Source organism: Kitasatospora sp. NPDC002965 (assembly GCF_040611255.1).
Classification (GTDB): domain Bacteria; phylum Actinomycetota; class Actinomycetes; order Streptomycetales; family Streptomycetaceae; genus Kitasatospora.
The window spans coordinates 1-2,484 of record NZ_JBEXNT010000289.1 but is presented as its reverse complement, the minus strand read 5'-3'; the positions used below and the strand labels follow the sequence as shown (position 1 = coordinate 2,484).

Annotated in this window: 2 protein-coding genes; both read left to right on the top strand. The window is 74.0% G+C overall.

What is annotated here, in order from left to right; genetic code table 11:
- On the top strand, positions 1-635 hold a 635-nt coding region (locus tag ABZY91_RS41860; RefSeq protein WP_355409479.1), incomplete at its 5' end, for a phosphopantetheine-binding protein.
- A gap of 23 nt (positions 636-658) precedes the next feature.
- On the top strand, positions 659-2,484 hold a 1,826-nt coding region (locus ABZY91_RS41855; RefSeq protein WP_355409477.1), incomplete at its 3' end, for a type I polyketide synthase.

Below are 2,484 nucleotides of genomic sequence, written 5' to 3'. Positions count from 1 at the left end.
GTGTGTTGCGGTCGCAGGCGGCGAGTGGTGAGTTGAACCCGTTGCTGCGCGGGCTGGTCCGCACTCCCCGCCGCACCGCCACCACCACCACGGCCACGCCGACCGGGGACGGCCGTGAGGCCCTGCTCCGGAGGCTCACCGCGGTGAGCGAGGCGGAACAGCTCCGCCTGCTCCTGGACGTGGTCCGCGCCGGCGCGGCGAAGGTCCTCGGCCAGAGCATCGACGAGACCGTGCGGGCCACCCAGACCTTCAAGGAGGTCGGCTTCGACTCGCTGACCTCGCTGCGGATCCGGACCGGCCTGACGGAGGCCACCGGTGTCCGGCTCCCGGCGACGCTGGTCTTCGACCACCCGACGCCGACCGCCGTCGCGGAACACCTGCGGGACCGGCTCGGCCTGGCGGGGGCCGCGGTCGTGCCGCCCGTCCTGCTCGAACTCGACCGGCTCGAAGCGGCGTTGGCGGCCACGTCCGGGACGCCCGACGGTCTGCGGGCCCAGGTCACCGCCCGTCTGGAGGCCCTCACCGCCCGCTGGGCGGAGGCGGGCGAGGAGCCGGACGCCGAGGGCGTCGACCTGGACGCCGCCTCCGACGACGAGCTCTTCGACCTGATCGACAACGAACTCGGCCTTTCCTGATGACGGATACGAGGAAGAACCCCATGTCGAACGACGACAAGCTGCGCGACTACCTCAAGCGCGTCACGGCCGACCTCCAGCAGACCCGGCGCCGCCTGCGCGACGCCGAGGCCCGGCGCACCGAGCCGATCGCCATCGTCGGGATGGCCTGCCGGCTGCCCGGCGGCGTGGCCTCCCCGGCCGACCTGTGGCGGCTGGTCCACGACGGCACCGACGCCATGGCCCCGTTCCCCCGCGACCGGGGGTGGGACGTGGACTCCCTCCACGACCCGGACCCGGACGCGGCCGGGAAGACCTACGCGGAGGAGGGCGGCTTCCTCACCGACCCGGGCGGCTTCGACGCCGCACTCTTCGGGATCTCGCCGCGTGAGGCGCTGGCGACGGATCCGCAGCAGCGGTTGCTGCTGGAGACGTCCTGGGAGCTGCTGGAGCGGGCGGGCATCGACCCGACCTCGCTCGGTGGGCAGCCGGTCGGCGTCTACGCCGGCCTGATGTACCACGACTACGCGCACCACGTGCTCAACCTCCCGGAGGGGCTGGAGGGTTACTTCGGCATCGGCAACTCGGGTTCGGTGGCGTCTGGCCGCATCTCCTACGCCCTCGGGCTGGAGGGTCCGTCGGTGACGGTGGACACGGCCTGCTCGTCGTCGCTGGTGGCGCTGCACCTGGCGGCGCAGGCGTTGCGTGACGGGGAGTGCACGCTGGCGCTGGCCGGCGGTGTCGCCGTCATGGCCACGCCGGAGGTGTTCGTCGACTTCGCGACGCAGCGCGGCCTGGCCCGCGACAGCCGCTGCAAGGCGTACGCCGACGCCGCCGACGGCACGGGCCTGGCCGAAGGCGCCGCGGTCCTCCTGCTGGAGCGGCTGTCGGACGCGCGGCGGCTGGGTCACGAGGTCCTGGCCGTGGTGCGGGGCTCGGCCGTCAACCAGGACGGTGCGTCGAACGGCCTGACCGCGCCCAACGGCCCCTCGCAGGAGCGGGTGATCCGGGCCGCGCTCGCCGACGCCCGGCTGACCGCCGCGGACGTCGACGCGGTGGAGGGTCACGGGACGGGGACGTCTCTGGGTGATCCGATCGAGGCGCAGGCGGTGCTGGCCACGTACGGGCAGGGTCGTCCGGCGGAGCAGCCGGTGTGGCTGGGTTCGTTGAAGTCGAACATCGGGCATGCGCAGGCGGCGGCGGGTGTCGCGGGTGTGATCAAGATGGTGGAGGCGTTGCGGCACGGTGTGCTGCCGAAGAGTCTGCACATCGACGCGCCGAGTTCGAAGGTGGACTGGGAGTCGGGTGCGGTCGCGCTGCTGACGGAGGAGCGGGAGTGGCCGGAGGTGGACCGGCCGCGCCGGGCCGCCGTGTCGTCCTTCGGCGTGAGCGGCACCAACGCCCACGTCATCCTCGAACAGGCCCCTGCCGAGGACGCGCCGCCGTCCTCCGACGAGCCGTCGGAGCAGCAGCCCGACGAGCAGTCCGCCGTCTCCCCGTCGGCCGGCCGTGCCTCGGACGACGTACTGCCGGGTGCCGCCCTGCCGTTGGTCCTGTCGGCCGCCACCGAGCCCGGGTTGCACGCCCAGGCCGACGGCTGGGGCCGGTTCCTCGCCGAACGGCCCGACGCCGACCTGGCGCAGACCGCCCGGACCCTCCTCACCGCGCGTGCCGCGCTGGAGCAGCGGACGGTGGTGGTGGCCGCCGACCGGGAGGCCGTCCTGACGGCGCTGGGCGCGGCAGCGCGCGCGGAGGAGGCGACGGGTGTCGTCTCCGGCCGTGCGGAGGTGGCGGGCCGGTCGGTGTTCGTGTTCCCGGGTCAGGGTTCGCAGTGGGTGGGGATGGGTCGGCGGTTGCTGGCGGAGTCTCC